Here is a 19,920-nt window from a genome sequence, read left to right on the forward strand (position 1 = left end):
GGAGACGGATGCGGCACACACACGACGGCCAGGACACCACCGGACGGCTGGAGAGCCTGGTGCGCGACCGGCTGGCCGAACGGATCGGTGAGGATCTCGCGAGAAGCGTCGGGCGGGAGGAGAAGTTCCACGACCTCGGCATCGACTCCCTCGACATCGTCACCGTCCTCGCCGCACTCGAACGCGAGTGCGCCGTCGACCGGATCGCCGACGGCGAACTGTGGGACATCGCCGACACCGTCGACGCGCTGGTGCGCTACCTGTCCGAGCACGGCCGCACATCCGCGGAGCGGCCGTGAACGCGGCGCCGCGCGGCCGGGACGCCGCGCCGTCCGTCGCGGTCACCGGACTGGGCGTGCTCTCCCCGGGCGGGTCCGGTGTGGACGCGCTGTGGCGGGCCTGCGAGCGGGGCACCGCCGGCTTCCGCACCATCGAGCACTTCGACGTCTCCCGCACCGGAGCCCGGATCGCCGGATTCGTACCCGCCGACGCACCCGACGTGCCCGCCCCGGGCCGGCCGGGGAGGCTGCCCTACCTGCTGCACCGGGCGACGACGGACGCCCTGGCCGACGCGGAGGCACGCACGGGACGCCGCGGTGTGCCCACCGCCCTGGTGCTCGGCAGCACCGACAGCGGAGGCTGCCCCTCCGCGGAGGCGTGGCGCGACTGGCGCGGCGGCCGCTCCCCGAACGCCGGCGCGGGCTGGACCCCGTACTCCGCGCCCGCGTGGGACGGACCGGTGATCCAGGTCGCCAACGCCAGCGCGGCCGGCGCCACCGCGCTGGGCGTCGGCGCGGACCTGCTGCGCGACGGCATCGCGGAACGTGTCCTGGTGTGCGGCGTGGACACGGTCACCGAGACCGCCTATCAGGGGCTCGCCTCCCTGCGCACCCTCAGCCCCCGCGGCTGCCGCCCCTTCAGCACCCGCCGCTCCGGCATCCGGGTCTCCGAGTGCGCCGCCGCCCTGGTTCTCGACTCCGGCTCGCCCCACGCCTACGCCCACCTGCGCGGCTGGGGCGGCAGCAACGAGGCCGGCCAGGCGGCCCGGCCCGACGTCGGAGGCGTGGCCAAGGCGATCCGCCGCGCCCTGCGGGACGCCCGCACCGAACCGGAGGAACTCGGCTACATCAACGCGCACGCCGCCGGAACCCGCCACGGCGACGTGGCCGAACTCCGCGCGCTGGAAGAGGTGCTGGGCGAACGCCTGCCGCGCGTCCCCGTCGTGAGCACCAAGGCGGCGCTCGGCCACTGCCAGGGCGCCGCGGGCACGGTGGAGGCGATCGTGACCGTACTGACCCTGGTGCGCGGCGAGGTGCTCCCCACGCTCGGACTGGAGGACCGCGACCCGCGCTGGGACCACCTCAACCTGGGCGACAAGAGCCCCGACCACCCTCCGGAGACCGCCATGACCATCTCGTGCGGCCTGGGCGGCTCCAACGTCGCGGTGGTGTTCGGCCGTGAGGCGTGACACCGCCCGGATCGCCGGCACCGCCCTGCGCTCGGTGTCCCGGCGGATCCCCCCGGTGCCCGGGGACACCGGCTGCCTGCCCCGCATGCCGCTTGCGGTACGCGACGTGCTGGGCCCCGAACTCCTCACCACCGCCCGGCAGGCGCTGGACGCGGCCGGGATCACCGCCGAGGACGCCCGCGAACTGGGCTGTGTCACCGCCTCCCACGGCGCCACCGCGGCCACCGCCGCGTACATCGCCGAGGTGCTGGACGGACCGGGCCCCCGCTGGCTGGCACCGGAATGCTTCCTGGACTACTCGCCGCACTCGCTGACCGGACGGCTCTGCATCGAACTCGGGCTCGACGGCACCGCGATCACCCTGACCGGCCCGGCCGGAGGAGTGGACGCGCTGGGCTACGCGGCCGGGATGATCGCCTCCGGGCGCTGCGCGCGGGTCCTGGTCGCCACCGCGAACTGGCCGCTTCCCGAGGTGCCGGGGGACACGGCCCCCACCCCGCTGAGCACCGCGGCCGTCGTGCTCCGCGCCGACGGCGGCTGGGGGAACGTCACCGGGTGGCGCCCCGGCGGCGGCCATCCGGCCGTACGGCCCCGGAACGACGCCGACGACGAAGGCGGTACCGGCGCGCCCTTCGCCGCGCTCGCGGACTGGTACGCGCGGCGGCCGTCGAACGGCATCGAGCTGTACGGCGGCGGGTCGCGCGTCGTCCTCGTACCGGGAGCCGGCGCATGAGCGCGGCGGCCCTCGCCGCGGCCCTCGCCCGGTGGGCCGCGCACACCCCGCACCGCCCCGCGCTGGAGCACGAGAGCGGTGCCGTCACCTGGGAACAGCTGTACGCACGGGTCGGCCTGGGCCGCGCCCGGTACCGCACGGCCGACGACCGGGTGCCGGGCCGACGCGTCGGCATACTCGGGCGCAACCATCCGGACACTGTCGTCGCCCTGCTCGCGGTGGCCGCGAACGGTGCCGAACCACTGCTCTACGACGCCCGTGCGACCGCCCACGAACGCGGCCAGGTGGCGGCCCTCGCAGGCGTCACCACCTGGCACACCCCGGCCGGCATCCCCGTACCGGCGTCCACCGTGCCCGTCGGTCCAGGGCCCGCCTCACCCGTGTCCTCCGGGCACGCACCGTCCGGACAGCGGGCGCCCGCGCGGTACTTCGGCCTGGTCACCTCCGGAACCGGCGGCCTGCCCAAGGTGGTACGCAAACCCTGGGACGCCACCCTCGCCAACGCGGCGGCCTTCGCCGATGCCGCCGGCTACCGCGCCGACGACCGCATTCTCTGCACCACCCCGCTGCACCACGCCTACGCCTTCGGTGTCGCCCTGCTGCCCGCCCTCCTCACCGGTGCGACGCTGGTGCTCGCCCCGCACCCCGCCACCCCCGCGGCACTCGCCGCCGCACTGCGGCGCAGCGACGCCACCGTCGTGCAGAGCGTGCCGTTCCTCTACCGCTCGCTGCTCGCCGTCGGCGAACGACCGGCGGCTCCCGCGCCGCGGGTCTGCGTCAGCGCCGGCGAACCCCTCCCCGCCCCGCTCGCCCGCGACTGGCTCGAGGCCGCCGGTGTCCCGCTGCGCGACCAGTACGGGTCCACCGAGTTCGGCCAGATCGCGTACACCGTCGGCGACCCGGGCGGGCCGATGCGTCTCATGCCCGGCGTCGAGGCACGGCTGCGCACCGCGGACGGCGGATGGGTCGCGCACGACCCGGACGCCTCCGGCGAGCTGTACCTCCGCCGTGACGGCGGACCGGTCCTCTACTGGGGGCTGCCCGACCTCAGCCGTACGAGCCACATCGACGGCTGGTTCCGGACCGGGGACACCGGACGGCTCCCCACCCCCCGCACCGTCGTGGTCGAGGGCCGCACCACCCGCCGCATCTCGGTGGCCGGCCGCAAGGTGGATCCCGACGAGGTGGAACGCGCCGTCCTGGCCGCACCTGGCGTGACCGAATGCCTGGTCGCGGCGCCACCGGAGGGCACCGAGGGGCACGGCGGCCTCTTCGTGGCGTTCCTGGCCGTCGAACCCGGCGTCACCGAGACCGAGGTGCGCCGGCACGTCGCCCGGACCCTGTCCTCGTACAAGGTGCCCACCCGCTTCGATCTGCGGGACACCCTTCCGCGCACGGGGTCGGGCAAGGTGCATCTGGCCCGCCTGTGGCAGGAGTTGAGCGCATGACGGTCCTCGACGACATCTCCCTCGGCCGCTACGCCCTGGTCTTCCCCGGCGCGGGCTCGCACCTGCCCGCGATGGCCCGTCGGCTGTGCCGTTCCTTCGGCTCCGCCGCCGACGTGCTCGAACGCGCCCGGAAGGCGACCGGTCTCGATCTCGTACGGCTCTGCCGCGAAGGCACCCCGGCCGAGCTGGCGCCACCGGAGATCTCCCACCCGGCTGTCGTCGCGACCGCCCTCGCGGCCGCCGCGGCGCTGCGCGAGCACACCGGAACCCGCTGGTCGCCGCCCGCCCTGGTCGGCGGCCACAGCCTCGGACACTTCGCCGCGCTCGTCGAAGCCGGTGCCCTCGGATTCGATGAGGCCCTGCGCCTCGTCGCCCGGCGCGCCCGGCTGATGGCGGAGGAGGCCCGCCGCAGGCCCGCCCTGATGGCATCCGTCAGCGGCCCAGGACCCGGCCGCGTGGCCGACTGGTGCGCCGCCTGCCCCGCGGCCCTGGGCGTGGTGGTGCCCGCCTGTTTCAACGGACCGGCGCAGACGGTCGTCTCCGGCGACACCGCGGCGGTGCGGTGGGTCACCGGGCGCGCCGCGCGGGAGCAGGATGTCCGGGCCCGGGAGCTGACAGCTGGCGTCGCGTCCCACTCTCCGCTGATGGACCCCGTGCAACGGGCCATGGCCACGGCACTCTCCTCCGTACCCCTGGCCGAGCCCTCCGTTCCCGTCCTCCTCAACGGTGACGGCAGGGCCGCCCTCGGCACCGGCGAGCTGCGCGAGGATCTGCTGCGCCAGCTCTCGGTCCCGGTGCGGTGGAACGACGCGATGCGCACGGTCGTGGAGGCCGGCATCACCACCGTCGTGGACACCGGCCCCAATCAGGTGCTCGCCCGCGCCGCCCTCCTGCACCCCGAACCCGTCGCCGTGGCGCTGAACTTCATGCGGCCCCTCGAAAAGGCGGTGCCGCTTCCGTGAGCCACCGTCACCTCCGGCCGCAGGACCGGACCGCCGAGGACACCCGAGGGGCGCCGGTCCCCCGGGACGAAGGCGCCACGCGCTCCGCCCTGGTGTTCGGCGGCAGCCGGGGCATCGGCCTGGCCACCGCACACGCCCTCGCCGCCCGGGGACATCGGGTGACCGTCGCCTCGCGCGGCGGCGAGGGGCCCGACGGCTTCGCGGCCGTGCGCTGCGACGTGTCCGACCCCCGGCAGATCGACGCGGCGTTCACCCGCGCCGAGGAAACGCAGGGCCCCGTGCAGATCCTGATCTCGGGGGTCGGCATCCGCGAGGACGGCCTGCTCCTGCGGACCGATGAAGCGTCCTTCCGGCGCGTCGTCGACACCAACCTCACCGGATCCTGGCGTGCCGTGCGCCGGGCCGCGCCCTCGATGGTCCGCGGGGGCTGGGGCCGGGTCGTTCTGATCTCCTCCGTCGCCGCCGCACTCGGTACGGCCGGGCAGGTCTCCTACGCGGCCTCCAAGGCGGGCCTGACCGGACTGGCCCGCAGCGTCGCCCGCGAGCTCGGCCCGGACGGAGTGACCTGCAATGTGGTGCTCCCCGGCTTCGTGGACACCCGGCTCACCTCCGGCCTGGCCGCCCGGCGGCGGGACGGCATCCTCGCCGGCACCCCGCTGAACCGGGCGGCACGCCCCGAGGAGATCGCCGCCGTGGTGGCCTTCCTCACGTCGGAGGCGGCGAGTTACGTCACCGGAGCCGTGGTCCCGGCGGACGGGGGGCTGGCCATGGGCCACTGACGCCCGGCACGGGCCACCGGGCACCGCCCCCGCCCCGGCCGTCTTCCGTTCGCGGGCCCGCCCCGCCGTCGCCGTTCGAACCGCACCAGGAGCCCTCATGCGGACGCTGCTCGTGGACAACTACGATTCGTACAGCTACAACCTCTACCAGCTCATCGCCCGGACGACCGGTGTGGAGCCCGTGGTCCTGCGCAACGACGACCCGGCGCTGCGGCAGGTGAACCCCGACGCCTTCGACGGCCTGGTGATATCGCCCGGACCGGGGCACCCCGGCCGTCCCCGTGACCTCGGACCGGCCGCCGGCCTGCTGTCCGGCTTCGGGCTCCCCACCCTCGGGGTGTGCCTGGGGCACCAGGGCATCGCGCTGGCCGCCGGTGCCCGCGTACACCGGGCGCCGATGCCCCGGCACGGACACCTGAGCCCGGTACGCCACCGGGGCGAGGACCTCTTCGCGGGAATCCCGCAGAACTTCACCGGGGTCCGCTACCACTCGCTGGCCGTACCCGAACCCCTTCCCGCCGCCCTGGAAGCGACCGCGTGGGCCGAGGACGGCGTGGTGATGGCACTGCGCCACCGCACCCTGCCCCAGTGGGGCGTGCAGTTCCACCCGGAGTCCGTCTGCACCGAGTTCGGCGCGGAACTGATCGCCAACTACGCGCGCCTGGCCCTCGCCCACCGCGGCGCGTCCGCGTCCGGGGCGCGCCGCACCCGGCGCCCGGCGCCCGGCCCGGCGGGGAGCACGGACCAGGGAGACGGCGCCCGGCGAGGCGGCGGGCCGTACCGGCTGCACGTACGCCGGCTGGGGACGGAACCGGACACCGAGAAGGTCTTCCGCACCCTGTTCGCCGACTCACGGCACGCCTTCTGGCTGGACAGCTCGCGCGTGGAACCGGGTCTCTCGCGCTTCTCCTTCCTCGGCGACGCCTCCGGGCCCCTGGCCGAGACCGTGCGCTACCGGGCGGGCTCCGGCCACGTCGAGGTGACCGCGGCCGACGGCACCGTGACCGAGGTCGCGGGCACCGTCTTCGACCACCTGCGCGACCAGCTCACCCGCCGCCGGACCGAGGTCTCCGGACTCCCCTTCGACTTCGCCTGCGGCTATGTCGGCTACTTCGGCTACGAACTGCGCGCCGACTGCGGATCACCGCTCGCCCGGCCGTCCACCGCCGACGACGCCGGGTGGATCTTCGCCGACCGGCTGGTCGCTGTCGACCACGAGCAACGGACGGCCTATCTCCTGTGCCTGTCGCGCCGTGACCGCGCCGACCAGCGGCGCGCCGAGCGCTGGCTGCGCGAGACCGGCTCACGTATCGCCGCGCTCCCGCCGCACTCCGCGCGCGTCACCGCCCCGGGTCCCGTCGCCCCGGCCCCGCCGGACCACTGGCTCGCCCGGGGCCGGGAACAGCACCTGGCGGACGTGCGCCGCTGCCGCGAGGAACTGCGCGCGGGGGAAAGCTACGAGATCTGCCTGACGAACACGCTCACGGTCCCGGCCGACGGCGACGCCGTCGCCGCGTACTCCCGGCTGCGCCGCCTCAACCCGGCCCCCTACGCGGCCTATCTGCGGTTCGGCGATATGGAGGCGGCCTGCTCCTCACCGGAACGCTTCCTGCGCATCACCGCCGACGGGGTCGTGGAGAGCAAGCCCATCAAGGGCACCGCGCCGCGCGGCACCGACGCCGCCTCCGACGCGCGGCTGAAGGAATCCCTCGCCACCGACCCCAAGTCCCGGGCCGAGAACCTGATGATCGTCGACCTGCTCCGCAACGACCTCGGCCGCCTCTGCGAGATCGGAACCGTCCATGTGCCGCGCCTGATGCACGTGGAGTCGTACGCGACGGTGCACCAGCTCGTCTCCACCGTGCGCGGCACGCTGCGACCCGGCGCGGACGCCGTCAGCTGCGTGCGGGCCTGCTTCCCGGGCGGTTCCATGACCGGTGCCCCGAAGCTGCGGACCATGGAGATCATCGACCGGCTGGAGGGCGCACCGCGCGGCGTCTACTCCGGGTCCATCGGATACCTGGGCCTGGGCGGTGGCGCGGACCTCAACATCGTCATCCGGACCGCGGTCCGGTCCGGCGGGCAATGGACCGTCGGAGCCGGCGGCGCCATCGTGCTCGACTCCGATCCGGCCGAGGAGTACCGGGAGATGCTGCTCAAGGCCGGAGCGCCGGTGCGGGCACTTCTCCCCGAGGACCCGCCCGACGAACCGTCCCCCGCGGACGCCGTCCGCGGCCATCCGCCCGCACAGGCGCCGGCGCCGTACCGGGCGTGACCTTCGCGGTCCGGCGCCACCGAGCACACCCGGGCCCCGGGGAACCCGGCGACACCTGCTCACGGAAGTCCCCGGTGGCCGACTGAGTTCCGGCCGGCGAACACGGGGGGGGGACGCATTGAAGGCACAGGACACGGCCCCGGACCGAAGGGTCCGGGCACGTCACCCACGAGGACTGCTCACGCTGTGGAGCATCGAGATGTGGGAGCGGTTCAGTTTCTACGGCATGCGGGCGATCCTGGTGCTCTTCCTCGCGGCGTCGCCCGGCGATGGCGGACTCGGCCTCGCACCGCATGTGGCGGCGGCGGTCTTCGGTGTGTACGGGGCCCTGGTCAACCTGCTGGCGCTGCCCGGCGGCTGGCTCGCCGACCGGGTCCTCGGTTCGCACCGGGCCGTCCTGTGGGGCGGAGCGGTCATCACGGCGGGACACTGTGTCCTGGCGCTGCCCGTCGGCGCTGCCGGCACCTGCTGCGGCCTGCTGCTCGTCGCCGCCGGGACCGGCATGCTCAAGCCCAGCATCTCCACGATGGTCGGCGGACTGTACGACGCCGAGACCCGGCCCGGGAGCGACACCGCCAAGGGCGCGGCCCGGCGCGACGCCGGGTTCTCGCTGTTCTACATGGGCATCAGCGTCGGGGCCTTCGCCGCACCGCTGATCACCGGCTTCCTCGGCGAGCGCGTCAACTGGCACGCCGGGTTCGGGGCCGCGGCGGCCGGCATGCTCATCGGACTCCTCATCTGTCTCAGGAGCGGTGGCCGGCTGCCCGACGCGGTCCGCCGGCCGGTACGGACCGCCACTCCGGACGGAACCAGGAGCATGCTCGGCGCGTGCGGCGGCGCGCTCGCCTTCGCCGGCGTGGCGCTCGGCGTCAGTATGCTGCTCGGCCGGACCTTCACCGACGGGGTCATCCAGGCCATCACGCTGCTCACCATCGTCATCCCGGTCGTCTACTTCACCACGATGTTTCGCGCGGCCGGGCTGGATCCGGTGGACCGCAGCAGGCTGCGCGCCTATGTGTGGATCTTCCTGGCGGCCGCCATGTTCTGGATGATCGCCGAACAGGGCGGCTCCCTGATCAGCCTGTTCGCCCGCGACCACGTCGACCGCTCGCTGTTCGGCTGGGAGTTCCCCACGAGCTGGTTCCAGTCCCTCGGCCCGCTCTACAGCATCCTGCTGGCCGGGGCGTTCGCCGTACTGTGGCTGCGTATGGGCCGCCGCCAGCCGAGCACCGCGGCGAAGTTCGCCCTCGGCCTGTGCGGACTGGGCCTGGCGACACTGGTCTTGGCGGGAGCCGGGCTCGCCGCGGCGGACGGCGGACGCGTCTCGCCGATGTGGCTGCTGGGGGCCTTCTTCGTCCAGATCATGGCCGAGATGTGCCTCAGCCCCACCGGTCTGAGCGTGAGTACGCGACTGGCACCGGCCCGTTTCGCCCACCAGATCATGAGTCTGTGGTTCCTGTCCGTCGCGATGGGCGGCGCACTCAGCTCCCAGGTCGTTCGGCTCACCACCGTGTGGTCGGACGCGACCTACTTCGCCGTACTCGGCACCGCCGCGCTGCTCTGCGCCGGGGCGGTCGCCGCCGGACGCACGAACCTCAGCAGGCTGATGCGCGGGGTCTCCTGACGCCACATCAGCAGAGGGCGTGCCGAACGCCGGGCGCCCCGGCCCGCACGGAACCGGGGCCGGGGCGGCCGACGCCGGCACGGCGGATCAGGACGTCCCGGTGCCCGACGTCGTCGCCGACATCCACGCGGCGTACAGCTCGGCGTACCGCCCGGGGCTCGCGACCAGCTCCTCGTGACTGCCCTGCTGGACGATCCGCCCCCGGTCGAAGACCAGCACCCGGTCCGCCGCCCGTGCCGTCGACAACCGGTGCGCCACCGACACGGCGGTACGGCCCCGGGTGGCGTTCTCCAGGGCCCGCTGGAGCCGTTGCTCGGTGGCGGGGTCGACCGCGGACGTGGCCTCGTCCAGCACCAGCAGATCCGGGTCGGCGAGATAGGCGCGGGCCAGTGCCACCAACTGCCGCTCGCCCGCGGACAACGCTTCGCCGCGCTGCCCCACCGGTGTGTCCAGGCCCTGCGGAAGCCCCTGGCACCAGCTCTCCAGACCGAGAGTGGCCAGCGCCTCCCGTACCTCGTCGTCGGACACCCCGGGGCGCCCGTACCGGATGTTGGCCCCGACCGTGGTGTCGAACAGGAAACCGTCCTGCGGCACCATCACGACTCGTCGGCGCAGTGAGGAGAACCGCACCTTCGTCAGCGGCACACCGTTCACCGCGACCCGGCCCGAGGACGGGTCCGCGAGTCGGATCAGCAGCTTGGCGAAGGTCGACTTGCCCGAGCCGGTCTCCCCCACGACGGCCACTCGGGTGCGTGGCGCGATGTACGCCGACACTCCGTGCAGCACCTGCGGACCGTCCGGGTACGCGTAGCCGACATCCTCCAACCGCACCTCCATCGGGCCCCGTTCGAGCTCCACCCCGGCCTCCCCGGGGTCGGCCACATCGACAGGCGCGTCCACGACCGCCAAGGAGCGCCGCCAGCCGGCCAACGCGTTCTGGAGCTCGTTCAGCACCTCCGTACTCATCTGGGCGGGCCCGATGAACAGCGTGACCAGGAACAGGAACGCCACCAGCTCACCGGCCGTCAGATGCCCCTGAATGCCCAGCACCACGCCCAGACTCACCACGCCCCCGATGGCCAGTGCCGCCGCGACCTCGCCGCTGGAGAGCGTGACGGCCACCAGCCGCTGGGCGCGGCTCTGCGCCCGCCGGTGCTCCTCGACGGCCGTGTCGATACGCCGTCCGATCAGGTCGCCGGCGTCGTACGCGCGGATCACCTCGATCCCGACCACCGCCTCCCCCGTCGCGGCGAGCATGTCGCCCGCCCGTGCCCGCACCCGCCCGTAGTGCCGCGAGAGCCTGCGCTGCATCGGCGGCGACGCCAGCAGCAGGGGCGCGAAGACCGCCCACACCATCAGCGTCAGGCCCCACGAGTAGGCGAACATCACCGCGCTGCCCACCACCAGCTGGCACAGGCTCACCAGCAGCATCCCGCCGAACTGGAGGAAGATGCTGAACTGGTCGACATCAGCGGTGACCCGCGCCACCAGGTCGCCGCGCCGCTCACCACTGAGAGCGGGGGCCGACAGGTCGTGGACCCGCCGGAACGCCTTGACGCGCAGCGTCGAGAGCCCCGCCTCGGTGCTGCGGTAGAGGCGGTAGTTCATCCGGTACGTCACCCAGGCCGTGAACATCACCGCCACCGCGCACACGGCCACCGTCGTCAGGACGAAGCCGGTACGCGGTTCCCCGGCCGCCTGGAGCCCCTCGTCCAGCGTGATCTGGACGGCGATCGGGACCACCACCCGCCCCATCGCGGCGAGGAGGGCCAGCCCCGCCACGACGAGGAGCCCCTCCCGCAGCCCCGGGGAGACCTGGAGCGCCCGCCGGAACGTGGCCGTGGCGGTCCTGTCCTCCGCGTCGATCCGGCTCATGCCGTCCGCTCCTTCTCCGTCCTCGCGCCACCGGAGCATTCCTGACCGGCCGACTGTTGCTCCTCGCGCTCGTAGGCGGTGACCAGCGCCCGGTAGCCGGCGCTGCGGGCCAGCAACTCGTCGGGCGTTCCGCTGTCCAGGACGCGTCCGCGCTCGATGTAGACCACGTGGTCGGCGAGCGCGATGGTGGCCTGCCGGTAGGCGACCAGGACTAGCGTGGACGGCACCCGCGCCTCCCGCAGGCGCCCGAGGATCAGGCTTTCGACCTGCGGATCGATGCTTGACGTCGCGTCGTCGAGGACCAGCAGCCGCGGCCTGCGCACCAGGGCACGGGCCAGGGCGACACGCTGGCGCTGGCCGCCGGAGAGCGTGGCGCCCCGTTCGCCGACCCGGGTGTCCAGCCCCTGCGGCAGCGACCGCACGACATCGGCGACGTGCACCGTCTCCAGCGCCTCCCATACCCGCTCGTCCGGAACCTCCAGGCCGAGCAGCACATTGCCGCGCACCGTGTCGTCGAAGAGCAGGGCCTCCTGCGGCACGAACGCCACGGCCGAGGACACCTCACCGGACCGCATCTCACGGGCGTCCTTGCCGTCCATCAGGACATCGCCCTCGTGCGGGTCGACGAGCCGCACCATGAGCGCCGCCAGCGTCGACTTGCCGGACCCGGTCGGGCCGACCACGGCCACGGTGCGTCCGGAACCGACCTGAAGGGTCACGTCGTGCAGCACGTTGCCGCCGTCGTAGGCGTAGCTCACGCCGCGCGTGTCCAGGCTGATGGGACCGGCGTCCGAGAGCCGCAGCTCGCCCATGGGCTGCTCGCCCACGGCGTCCAGGACGTGCCGTACCCGTGACCAGCCCACGGAACTGCGGGGCAGTTCGGCCAGCACCCAGCCGAACGCCCTCACCGGGAAGGCGATCATCGTGAAGAGGTAGGACACCTGTACGAGTTCGCCCACGGTGATCACCCCGGCCGCCAACCGCACCGTACCCACGGCGAGCACGGTGAGGATGCCGAGGTTGGGCAGGGCGTCGAGCACCGGGTCGAAGCGGCCACGGGTCCTGCCCACCTCGACGTTGGCATCGCGCAGCCGTTCCGCGGCGACGGTCATCCGCTGTGTCTCGTGGGCCTCCAGACCGAGCGTCTTGACGACGACGGCGCCGTCGAAGCTCTCGTGCGCGATATCGCTGACCTCGGCCCGCAGGCTCTGCGCGCGTGCCGCCAGGGGCGACAGTCTGCGCTGGTAGAACACGTTCAGCAGACCGATCGCGGGAAAGACCAGCAAGCTCACCCCGGCGAGCACCGGATCCACCAGCGTCATGGAGACGACGGCGGCGAGCAGCATGACCACCACGCCGATCGCGGTGGGCAGCGGCACGATGGGCGACCACACAGCCTCCACGTCGGAGTTGACGTTGGAGAGCAACTGCCCTGCCGGGTGCCGCCGGTGCCAGGAGAGAGGGAGCCGCAGATAGCGGTGCACGACCTTGCGGCGGTACGTGGCCTGGAGGCGGAACTGCATGATGCCGGCTCCGACCCGGCGTCCGATGACGCCGACCACGCGGAGCATCGCCACCCCGAAGATGGCGAGTCCGGCGGAGACGAGCGCGGCCGTGGTGGTCCGGCCGGTGTCGAACGCGGGCAGTACCACGCCTTCGGTGATCCGGCCCAGCACCCAGGAAGTGGCGACCGGAGCCACGCCGTAGAGGCAGCTTGCCAGCAACGCCGCGGTGAAGATCCACGGTTCCTCACGTACGGCGACGGAGAGGACTCCCAGACCTCTGCGGAGGGTGGACCTGTCGGTTCCGGACACGGAGAGGTTCCTTTCGTGCGGCGTCCGCGTGGCTCGGTGACGCGTGGGGCGCCGTGCCGACCGCGTACGGGATCATTGGCGGGCTCCGGCCGGTTCCGGCAGGGCGTCCAGCAGTGCCAGTTCCGCGCGGTCCAGCCGGACGCGGGCGGCGGCGACGTTGTCCGCCAGGTAGCGGGGGTTCTTGGTACCGGGGATCGGCACCACGTGCTCACCTCGGGAGAGCACCCATGCCAGGGCGACCTGGGCGGGGGTGAGGCCACGTCGCCCGGCGACCTCGCGCACACCCTCGGCGAGCGGCAGGTTCGCCGCGAAGTTCTCCCCCTGGAAACGTGGGATCGTCCGCCGGAAATCGTCGGCCGGGATGTCGTCGGCCGAGCCGAACCGGCCTGCGAGGAAGCCCCGGCCGAGCGGGGAGTACGCGATGAGCGTGATCCCCTCCCGGGCGGTGAACGGCAGCAGTTCCGCCGCCCTGTCCCTGGTCCACAGCGAGAGTTCGCTCTGCACCGAGGCCACCGGGTGCACGGTCCGGGCGCGGAGGACCTGGCCGGGCGTCACGTCCGACAGGCCCAGCATCCGCGCTTTGCCGGCTTTCACCACCTCGGCCATGGCCCCCCAGGTCTCCTCCAGCGGCACCTCGGGGTCGACCCGGTGCAGTTGGTACAGGTCGATGTGGTCGGTGCCCAGCCGGCGCAGGCTGGCGTCGATCGCGGCACGGATGTGTTCGGGGCGGCCGTCACGCCGCAGCCGGGTCCCACCGGCGACGAAGCCCACCTTGGTGGCCAGGAACGCCCGCTCCCGGCGGCCGGCGAGCGCACGGCCGACCAACTCCTCATTGGTGTGGGGGCCGTAGACGTCGGCGGTGTCGATCAGGGTGGCACCGAGATCAAGGGCGCGGTGGATCACGGCGACCGAGGTGGTGTCGTCCCGCCCGGCGGGATCGTAGGCGTACGACATGCCCATGCAGCCCAGGCCGATGACGCCCACCGGCTGCCCGTCCGATGCTGTTCGACTGGTGCGCAACACGGTTCCTCCCTCAGGGTCGCTCGAACGCGCTCGGGAGAGCGGACCGGCCGGACGCGCAGGGGGTCCTCCGTCGCCGGCCGGTCCGGCCCACGGGTCGTTCAGGAGATGGCGCCCTCGGTCCAGGCCCGGTCCAGGATCTCGTCGACCGTCTCGTCGACGGTCTGCGACGAGGTGTCGAGCCAGAGCCCGATCCTGGGCGTGCTGTCCCGCAGCACCTTGTCCAGATCACGCGGCTGCCAGTCCGGCCCGTATCCCGACTTGGCCCGCTTCTCCTCGCGCTCCGCGACGGCGTCCGGGTCGGGCGCGAGCACGACGACGGCCAGCGGACGGCTGGTGATGGACTCGGTGATCTCTGCCAGGTGCTCACCCAGCAGGATGTCCTGGACGATGGCCGTGAATCCGGCGCGGCAGTACGCGTCGGCGGACGCGGCGGCGAGCCAGTGCCGCAGCTTGAGCTGGGTGAGGGCCTGCGGCGGCGGATCGGCGGTCATGTGCACCTGGCCGTTGACGATCATGCGGCGGAAGAGGTCACCGCGCACATGGACGGAACGGGTCAAGCGCTCGGCGAGTGCCTGGGCGACGGTCGATTTCCCCGCCGCGGAGATGCCCGAGATGACGATGACGCCGGGGTTCTCTCCGTCCTGGCGAGATGTGGTGATGTTGTCGGTCATGAACGGAAGGAGTTCCTCTCTGGTGAGCCGCCGAGCGAAAGGCGGGGCGGCGGCAGCGTGACGTGTCGCTAGACGCGTTCGAGGACGAGAAGGTCCATCGAAGCGGGCCGTTCGATGGAAATGCCCCAGGTGCCGAGTTGAGGCTCCCGGCGCATGCGCAGACCATATCGCGCCGCCACCGCCTGAATGTGCTCCAGTCGATAGGCAATGGCGTACGTCGGTTCGTCTTCCGAATGTACGTAGTAATCGCCGTGATCGTGCGTGAAGCTGAACGCGGTGTTGCCGCGGGAAATGTTCTCGGCCACCTTGTCGTCCACCAGGTAGGCGGTGGCGAAACACTGTCCCCCGGGCCGGAGTACTCTCGCGGATTCCGCCAGATAGTTGTCCATCTCCTCCGGCAGCAGGTGACTGATCAGCCCGACGAGGGCGGCGATGTCGAAGGCCGCGTCGTCCGCGGGGAAGCGGAAGCCGGACGCGGAGAGGGTGCCCTCGGGATTGTAGATTTCCTGGCGGATGTCGACGTGCTCGAAACGGAAGTTCGGGTAGCGGGAGGTGATCGCGGAGCTGCACCACTCGATCGCGTGCGGCACGATGTCGAAGCCCAGGTAGGAGCCTTCGGTGAGCACGCCCGTCAGCGGTACCGCGATGCGACCCGCTCCGCAGCCGGCGTCCAGCACGTCGTGGGACGGGCTCATGCCCAGTTCATCGCGCATGTAGGCGGTGATCTCACGGCCGACCTCGAGGAAGTCGCCGTTGCCGATGAAGCGGCGGTAGCGGCGGGGCGGCAGGAGCGGGTGCCGCCTGCCGCGCGCCCGCTCCAGCAGGTCCAGCAGGTGGAGCCCCGCGCGGAAACCGGAGCCTCGCAGTCGCTCGACGGCGCCGGCCCGGCGGAGCGACGAGGTGTACTTCGTCGCCCTGAGCGACTTCAAGTCCGACGTGGTGCCCGGCACTAGTGAATCCTCTCCGTGGTCTCGGGAATCGATGTCGAGGTGGAGCGGCGCCGTCGGCCCGACGAGGGCTTGAGCCACCTCCGTGTACATCCCGGCAGGAGCGCGACAGGCGCTCCTCTCCACGTAATCAGAATGTCGATCGTTCAGACACCGGTCAACAGCGCTTCGGGCCCCGAATCGAGACGCTCACCGCCTTATCCTTCGAACATCGGTGCCGGGAATCCGAAGAAAAGACAGGGCGCTTCCGGACGTGCGCGTACGCTTTCGAGGCCGTCAAGTCACAGATCACTTCTCTGGAACGCCAGTTCGCGCATAACACAAGGACGACCCGGCTTCGGTCGAATGGCGATAACCAGCCGACTCGGTCCACAGTGCGCCGCGTCAACGCGAGTATGAGGCCGAGACGGAAAATCCCCGTAACCGTGGCACTACAGGGAAGGCGCTCTCAAGTGATCAACGCACCATCCATGGATCATCACATGATCGTAGAGGCACAGGTGCGTGACTTCGGGTTTTCGCCGACAGTGGAGAAGCGCCGTCAAGAACAACACCTCCGGAGCCGTGGGCGGCGGCATCGCCGCCGTCAATTTCACGGCGACCACGCTGACCAGTACCCCGGTCAGCGCCAACAAGGCCCTCACCGCCGCAGGCGTCTACCGCCAGAACGGCAGCCTCTCCCTCACCACCTCCCCCATCAGTGGCAACACCCCCAACAACTGCGTGGGCAGCGCCCCTTCGGTACCGGGCTGCACCGGCTGACCTCCGGACGGCTTCACGGCTGCGGGCTGCCTCCAGCGGGAAGCGGCCCGCACTCGAACCGCGGCGGGACGATGCCGCCGCGGCAGGCTTCTACGTGCGTTCCGTCAGCGACTCGGCGAGACGTTCGGCGAACGCGGTCAGCTCGTCCAATCGTGATCCGCCGCGGGCGATGCGGAAGCCGTGCCGGCGCCCCCAGAACGCGGCCTGGACGGCGTGGAACTGAGCCCAGCGCTGGACGCGCGCGCGATCGAGTTCGGCGGCCTCGGCGAAGATGTCCAGGACGCGGTGGGCGGCCTTGTCCAGGTCATCCGCTGCCAGCAGCGCCAACGCGCGTGACGTGAGCAGTGTGCCGCCGTCGTACGCGGGGTCTCCCGCGTACCCCTTCGGGTCGACGGCCAGCCACGGCTCACGGTCGGCGCGCAAGATGTTCCTGGCGTGCAGATCACCGTGGATGAGGACATCCGGCTGGATGCCGCCCAGTTCACGTACGGTCGCCGTGGCGGCGTCCACGACGTGGCGCGGCATCGTGTGTGCCAGCTCCTCGGCATCCTCGCGCAGCTGCTCCTCCCAGGTGCCGGTCCGCTCCCGCAGCCGGGGCAGGCCGGGCGGCGCGGGAACGGCCAGTCGGCGGCTGATCCGCGCCGCGACCGTCACGATCTCATCGTCGTCCTCGACGTCCGCGAGGGTCGACATGTGGACCCGCTCCAGCAGCATCGCGAAATCCACGTCGTCGCGCTCATACAGCAGAACAGCTCCGCGGCCGCCCCAGGCGGCGAAGGCATCCGGCTCATGGACATTGCCGGGATGCGGAAACGACACCTTCAGCACAGCGGTCCCCCCGGTCCGCCGTCGTACCGGGACGATGACTCCGACGCCCCCGTGCGTGATGTCGCCGTCCGGCACGCATCCCCAGCGTTCCAGCAACGCGTCCACGATCCCCGGCAGTTCGGCGAGCCATGCCGCTCCTGGCTCACCCTCGCGTTCGAGCGTGGTCTGCGTGAACGTATCCGGTACCGCGATCATCCGAGCACACTACCGTCAGCGAAACAGCGCCAACGGACTTCAGGCGCCCACGGTCCCGTCGATCCCCTCGCGCAGGAAGTCCGCGTGCCCGTTGTGACGGCCGTACTCCAGAAGCACGTGCACCATCACCATCCGCAGCGTCACCTCCCGTTCCCACCTCGGTTGACGTCCCGTCAGGTCCAGGGATTCGGCCTCCCGCTCGATGCGGCGCGAGTTCTCCGCCTCGGCCTCCCAGACGGTGAACGCCTCGGCCCTGGTCGACGCGCTCGCGTCGTAGGCCGCCTGGAAGTCGATCGTGTCGGACCAGACCATGGGCGCGTCGTTGTCCTCGAACACCCGGCGGAACCAAGCGCGTTCCACCTCTGCCATGTGCCGTACCAGGCCGAGGAGGGACAGCGTCGACGGGGGCATCGACCGCTGCCGCAACTCCTCGTCGGTGAGCCCTTCGCACTTCATGGCGAGGGTCGCGCGGTGGTAGTCGAGGAAGGCCCGCAACGTCTCGCGTTCGCTGCCACGGGTGGGCGGTGCTGTGCGATGGTCGCTGCTCATCGGCCGTGCTCCTCGTCCGTGCCTGTGTCCGGGGGCAAGTATCCACCAGCCCGGCCACGGTCACCGCACACCCGTACGACGTGACGCCGCACGCCCCCCACGGCGAATGCTCAGTCCCGATGCCCGTCGGCCGGTGCTCTCAGCAGCTGGGACACCTGGGCGTATGACACGACGTGCGTGGAGGCACGGTCCCGGCGCGGTAACCGGCCGACGGGCGGGGGCTGTTACGCGTCGGCGCTCACTCATGATCCTCACACAACGCAACGGAGGGCCGGACGATCTCCTCGTCCGGCCCCCTGTTTCTCCCGTTGCTAGCCGACGGCCACGGCGCCACGCAGCGCCTCACGCATCACCGCGAGCACCTCCGGCGCGCGCGAGCTGAGGTAGAAGTGGCCCCCGCGGAACACCTGGAGGGTGAACTCGGCTGTCGTGTGGGCACGCCACACGTCGGCCTCCTCGACCGTCGCCTTCGGGTCCTTGTCGCCCACCAGGGCGGTGATCGGGCAGTCGACGGTCCCGTCCACGGGACCGTACGTCTCGATGGCCCGGTAGTCGCTGCGGATGGCCGGCAGCACCATCCGCAGCAGTTCCTCGTCACCGAGCACCTGGGCGTCGGTGCCGCTCAGGGCCTTCATCTCGGCGACGAGGCCGTCGTCGTCCCGCTGGTGGACGGTCTCCACGCGCTTCGTCGACGGTGCGCGCCTGCCGGAGGCGAAGAGCAGCGCGGGCGTGTGGCCGAGGCCTTCGAGCCTGCGCGCGACCTCGAACGCGACGACCGCGCCCATGCTGTGTCCGAAGAACACGACGGGCCGGTCGAACAGCGGCGCCACCACGGGCGCGATCTGGTCGGCCAGTACGCCGATGTCGTCCACACTCGGCTCGGTGCGCCTGTCCTGGCGGCCGGGGTACTGGAGGGCCACCACGTCGCTGTCGCTCTTGAGCGCGGCCGAGACGGGGAAGTAGAAGCTCGCCGATCCGCCCGCGTGCGGGAAGCACACCAGCCGGACCGGGGCGTCCGGTGCGGGGTGGAACCGGCGGAGCCAGAGGTCGCTGCCATCGGCAACAGTCATGTTCTTTTCCGTTCTGCTGTCGTTGTCGTGCTCAGAGGGTTCAGAAGCTTCGGCGGCTTCAGAGAATGATGTCGTCCCCGCCGCCGGCCAGCCAAGCCCGTACGGCGAGCGCCGTCGACTCCGAGTGGTCTTCCATGATCGTGAAGTGGTCGCCGGGAACGTCGGCGTCCTCGGTCGGGAAGGGCCACGTGGGCTGCCATGCGTCCTCGGTCTTCACTGCCTTCGGCACCCCCGGCGGGAAGGTGGCGTGCACGTACAGCGTCGGCGCGTCGAGCGGTTCGGGCTCCCAGTCGCTGAACACCGGCACGTAGCCGCCCTGCCCGGTCAGTTGCGCGCCGGTCAGCAGCTCGAACGCCTTGCTGGTGGTCATGCGCACCCTCAGCGCCGCCTCCAGCCGTTCCTCGAACGAGGTGGTCGCGGTGTAGGTGTCGAGCAGCACCACCGCCGTCGGTGCGCTGCCCTCCCGTTCGAGCAGTGCGCCCACGGCGTTGGCCAGCCAGCCGCCCGACGAGTAGCCGAGGAGCACGAACGGCCGGTCGCCCGCCTGCCTCCTGACGGCCTCGGCCTGAAAGCGGACGACGGCCTCCCTGGTCGCGGGGAGCGCCTCCCCCGGTGCGAAACCGGGGTGGGGCAGCACGGTCACGTCCCGCTCGCCCGCGAACACGGGGGCGAACCGGGCGAAGTAGTGCGGCCCGGAGGGCGCCATCGTCGGCGGGAAGCACAGCAGTTGGGTTTCCGGCCCGGTCGCCAGCCTGATCGCCGACAGCGCGGGTACCTCGTCCGGTGTCTCGAACACCGGACGTATCCGCGCGGCCGCGGTCACCATCTGCCAGCCCTCCTCGTACAGTCCGAGGTCGCAGGCCTGCCGGTACAAGCCGGTGAACGTGTCCTCGACCG

General features: G+C 72.1%; 18 protein-coding genes. 9 read left to right on the forward strand and 9 right to left on the reverse strand.

Annotation, left to right across the window (positions count from 1 at the left end):
• Nucleotides 1–8: 8 nt before the first annotated feature.
• The 8 genes from ACIOGX_RS01380 (at nt 9) to ACIOGX_RS01415 (ending at nt 9,289) form a co-directional block, all read left to right on the forward strand.
• Nucleotides 9–299 carry an acyl carrier protein gene (locus ACIOGX_RS01380; RefSeq protein ID WP_356513187.1) on the forward strand — a complete coding sequence of 97 codons (291 nt, stop codon included), beginning with the start codon at nt 9–11 and terminating at the stop codon, nt 297–299.
• Nucleotides 296–1,468: a beta-ketoacyl synthase N-terminal-like domain-containing protein gene (locus tag ACIOGX_RS01385; protein ID WP_401758663.1), complete on the forward strand. Its 1,173-nt coding sequence runs from the start codon at nt 296–298 to the stop codon at nt 1,466–1,468. The genes ACIOGX_RS01380 and ACIOGX_RS01385 overlap by 4 nt, the downstream gene beginning before the upstream one ends.
• Entirely contained in the window at nt 1,458–2,201 is a 744-nt protein-coding gene (locus tag ACIOGX_RS01390) for a beta-ketoacyl synthase N-terminal-like domain-containing protein (RefSeq protein ID WP_356513191.1), read from the forward strand. The genes ACIOGX_RS01385 and ACIOGX_RS01390 overlap by 11 nt, the downstream gene beginning before the upstream one ends.
• Complete coding sequence (locus tag ACIOGX_RS01395; RefSeq protein ID WP_401909218.1) at nt 2,198–3,649, forward strand: class I adenylate-forming enzyme family protein; 1,452 nt, start codon at nt 2,198–2,200, stop codon at nt 3,647–3,649. Before ACIOGX_RS01390 ends, ACIOGX_RS01395 begins: the two co-directional genes overlap by 4 nt.
• Nucleotides 3,646–4,611 (forward strand): ACP S-malonyltransferase, encoded by a 966-nt coding sequence (locus ACIOGX_RS01400; RefSeq protein ID WP_401909221.1) that lies wholly within the window; start codon nt 3,646–3,648, stop codon nt 4,609–4,611. Before ACIOGX_RS01395 ends, ACIOGX_RS01400 begins: the two co-directional genes overlap by 4 nt.
• An 89-nt stretch (nt 4,612–4,700) precedes the next feature.
• A complete protein-coding gene (locus ACIOGX_RS01405; RefSeq protein ID WP_401910493.1) occupies nt 4,701–5,390 on the forward strand; it encodes an SDR family oxidoreductase in 690 nt (229 codons plus the stop codon).
• Nucleotides 5,391–5,487: 97 nt separating this feature from the next.
• Nucleotides 5,488–7,665: an aminodeoxychorismate synthase component I gene (pabB, locus tag ACIOGX_RS01410; protein WP_401909224.1), complete on the forward strand. Its 2,178-nt coding sequence runs from the start codon at nt 5,488–5,490 to the stop codon at nt 7,663–7,665.
• Between the two features lie 118 nt (nt 7,666–7,783).
• A complete protein-coding gene (locus tag ACIOGX_RS01415; RefSeq protein WP_401909227.1) occupies nt 7,784–9,289 on the forward strand; it encodes a peptide MFS transporter in 1,506 nt (501 codons plus the stop codon).
• Nucleotides 9,290–9,376: 87 nt separating this feature from the next.
• Here ACIOGX_RS01415 and ACIOGX_RS01420 read toward each other — a convergent pair whose 3' ends face one another.
• The 5 genes from ACIOGX_RS01420 to ACIOGX_RS01440 all read right to left on the reverse strand — a co-directional run bounded on the left by ACIOGX_RS01420 (nt 9,377) and on the right by ACIOGX_RS01440 (nt 15,622).
• The gene (locus ACIOGX_RS01420; protein ID WP_356513201.1) at nt 9,377–11,164 is read right to left on the reverse strand and encodes an ABC transporter ATP-binding protein; all 1,788 of its coding nucleotides are present in this window, start codon (nt 11,162–11,164) and stop codon (nt 9,377–9,379) included.
• On the reverse strand, nt 11,161–12,978 hold the full coding sequence (locus tag ACIOGX_RS01425) for an ABC transporter ATP-binding protein (protein WP_356513202.1): 1,818 nt from the start codon (nt 12,976–12,978) through the stop codon (nt 11,161–11,163). Before ACIOGX_RS01425 ends, ACIOGX_RS01420 begins: the two co-directional genes overlap by 4 nt.
• A 72-nt stretch (nt 12,979–13,050) precedes the next feature.
• Nucleotides 13,051–14,001: an aldo/keto reductase gene (locus ACIOGX_RS01430; protein ID WP_401909231.1), complete on the reverse strand. Its 951-nt coding sequence runs from the start codon at nt 13,999–14,001 to the stop codon at nt 13,051–13,053.
• 98 nt (nt 14,002–14,099) lie between these two features.
• Nucleotides 14,100–14,672, reverse strand: a complete 573-nt coding sequence (locus ACIOGX_RS01435; RefSeq protein WP_401909234.1) for an AAA family ATPase — start codon at nt 14,670–14,672, stop codon at nt 14,100–14,102.
• 68 nt (nt 14,673–14,740) lie between these two features.
• The gene (locus tag ACIOGX_RS01440) at nt 14,741–15,622 is read right to left on the reverse strand and encodes a class I SAM-dependent methyltransferase (RefSeq protein ID WP_401909237.1); all 882 of its coding nucleotides are present in this window, start codon (nt 15,620–15,622) and stop codon (nt 14,741–14,743) included.
• Nucleotides 15,623–16,123: 501 nt separating this feature from the next.
• Here ACIOGX_RS01440 and ACIOGX_RS01445 point away from each other — a divergent pair.
• Nucleotides 16,124–16,381 carry a hypothetical protein gene (locus ACIOGX_RS01445; RefSeq protein ID WP_401909240.1) on the forward strand — a complete coding sequence of 86 codons (258 nt, stop codon included), beginning with the start codon at nt 16,124–16,126 and terminating at the stop codon, nt 16,379–16,381.
• A gap of 90 nt (nt 16,382–16,471) precedes the next feature.
• Here ACIOGX_RS01445 and ACIOGX_RS01450 read toward each other — a convergent pair whose 3' ends face one another.
• The 4 genes from ACIOGX_RS01450 to ACIOGX_RS01465 form a co-directional block, all read right to left on the reverse strand.
• Nucleotides 16,472–17,404 carry an aminoglycoside phosphotransferase family protein gene (locus ACIOGX_RS01450; protein ID WP_401909242.1) on the reverse strand — a complete coding sequence of 311 codons (933 nt, stop codon included), beginning with the start codon at nt 17,402–17,404 and terminating at the stop codon, nt 16,472–16,474.
• Nucleotides 17,405–17,443: 39 nt separating this feature from the next.
• Nucleotides 17,444–17,953 (reverse strand): DinB family protein, encoded by a 510-nt coding sequence (locus tag ACIOGX_RS01455; protein WP_401909245.1) that lies wholly within the window; start codon nt 17,951–17,953, stop codon nt 17,444–17,446.
• Nucleotides 17,954–18,264: 311 nt separating this feature from the next.
• Complete coding sequence (locus ACIOGX_RS01460; protein WP_356513218.1) at nt 18,265–19,023, reverse strand: alpha/beta fold hydrolase; 759 nt, start codon at nt 19,021–19,023, stop codon at nt 18,265–18,267.
• A 58-nt stretch (nt 19,024–19,081) separates the two neighbouring features.
• Nucleotides 19,082–19,849, reverse strand: coding sequence for a thioesterase domain-containing protein (locus ACIOGX_RS01465; protein WP_401760140.1), 768 nt, complete (start codon nt 19,847–19,849; stop codon nt 19,082–19,084).
• Nucleotides 19,850–19,920 lie beyond the last annotated feature (71 nt).

The sequence above is a fragment of the Streptomyces sp. NPDC088147 genome (assembly GCF_044741565.1).
In the GTDB taxonomy this organism is placed as follows: Bacteria; Actinomycetota; Actinomycetes; order Streptomycetales; family Streptomycetaceae; genus Streptomyces.